The sequence below is a fragment of the Pseudomonadales bacterium genome (assembly GCA_013215025.1).
Lineage (GTDB): Bacteria > Pseudomonadota > Gammaproteobacteria > Pseudomonadales > DT-91 > DT-91.
Genome location: JABSRR010000169.1, coordinates 5,336 through 6,956, shown reverse-complemented (window position 1 = coordinate 6,956; position 1,621 = coordinate 5,336). Strand labels below are relative to the sequence as shown.

The 1,621-nt window shown below is 50.0% G+C and carries 1 protein-coding gene; it reads left to right on the top strand.

The annotated features are described in order from the left end of the window. A partial coding sequence (locus HRU21_10855) for a hypothetical protein (GenBank protein NRA42786.1) occupies positions 1 to 407 on the top strand: 407 nt, incomplete at its 5' end. Positions 408 to 1,621: the final 1,214 nt, after the last annotated feature.

Here is a 1,621-nt window from a genome sequence, read left to right as displayed (position 1 = left end):
GAACCATAAACGCGATAATGGAAGGCGCTACGCAAGCTTTGGAAAATGCCACTGCAGAAAACAGCAGCTTCTACTCCAATGAATATATTACACACTTCGACTTTGAAGAAGGCGAAGCGGGTGACCCCTTATTCTCCGATGGCCTCAACGGTTCAGAAACGCAGGCGAAGCAAAGCTCGCTATGGAAAACCATAGAAGAAAGTCGCAGGGATGCGGTTACCCTAGCCAGATCGAGTAGCTCACTGAAATCAACGCCTATTGCGGATGTAGACAAGGGAAGGGCCTGCATGATCGCAAAAATGCAACTTATTTGTGGCGGCGAAGTCACTGACAGATATTGCGATTGCAGCTACACAGGTGCGATGTGGATGTGCACAGCTAGGGGTACATGCATTCATACAGAGTAATAGCCTATTTGGTGATACATCCTTAGTTCCTCTGACACCTTCTTTGGTTCAAATCTTAGATGTTTACACGCCGCGAATGATGGCCAAAAGATCCCACTATTCGGACTAGACCAAGTTAGAGACCGTCAACCAGGTAATCATTCGTGGCTAATTAGTATTGGATGTCAGCCAGCGAGTGGGCATCGCCAACAAGAGCCTTTACGAAAATATGGGAGGGTGGTTTTCAGCCATCTCAATAAGGGCGGTTATGTTCGGTCACGGGTTAACGGCTGGTTTAAATCAGAAAAAATTTAAAAGAGCCGAGAGGGGTACTCCAATAATAACGGGCACCCCAACCGCGTCTGCGAAACAGCAAGCCCCCGTCATTCTCCTGAAACTAGGTTCCCTTCTCTGTCCAGCTGGCTCCGCATCAAAGCCGGAGTTCAGATATAGCCTTCCAACAAATGACTTCTAGGTGAGTTGGGTGATGTCGCAGATAGGGAACTTTTAGCTACGCTGAGTGTTTACTACTCCCCGCCTATGCCCTGTGAGCTTTTACTTATATGGATTTAATAAATTTTTGTGTCTAATTATTGTGTACATTCGACGATCTAACAGTGCGCTTGCTGTTTCAGGACGACAAGTGTTGGCGGAGCTCAGCCCTACGAGCCTCTCAGTAGAGCCTGTGCGTCTCCTGAGTAGCGCCTATAAGGGCAGGCTAACCGACAAACAGGCCTGCCCCCTCACACTCCCTGTTTGGTAGACGATGGGCACTCAAAGTCTGTCCATCTATCAAGTAGGTGGTCAGGTGCGTGTTCCTTAAAGGAGACGAGCCACTCAACGGGGGGGCGTCTGGAGGTTATCGGAAGCGGGCTTTTGTAAGGACTCGGGCCACTAATGGGGGTGCCTTCTTGAGGTAATCGGCAGCGGACGACAGCAGGGGCTTAGCTCTGCTTATCGTCATTTCAAAGCGAGCAGGAGGGGCAACGGGCAAGCATAGGAGCAGGAGTAGGCATCTGGAACTGTTTTTTAAAGATGATAGCCGCTTTTAGCTACATTTAGCGTCTTTTTGCGCCATCTAACTTCTTCGCCTACCCCGCTACTCCGCCTCTATAAGGCCTCACCCCGCGCAATTACTGGGCTGTAGAGCATCGAACCGCGCCTCCTGCACACCGATTTGGCGTGCCTGCGTGACGCTTTTAACGGCATTTGAGCCCCTATTGGCCCCGCTAATA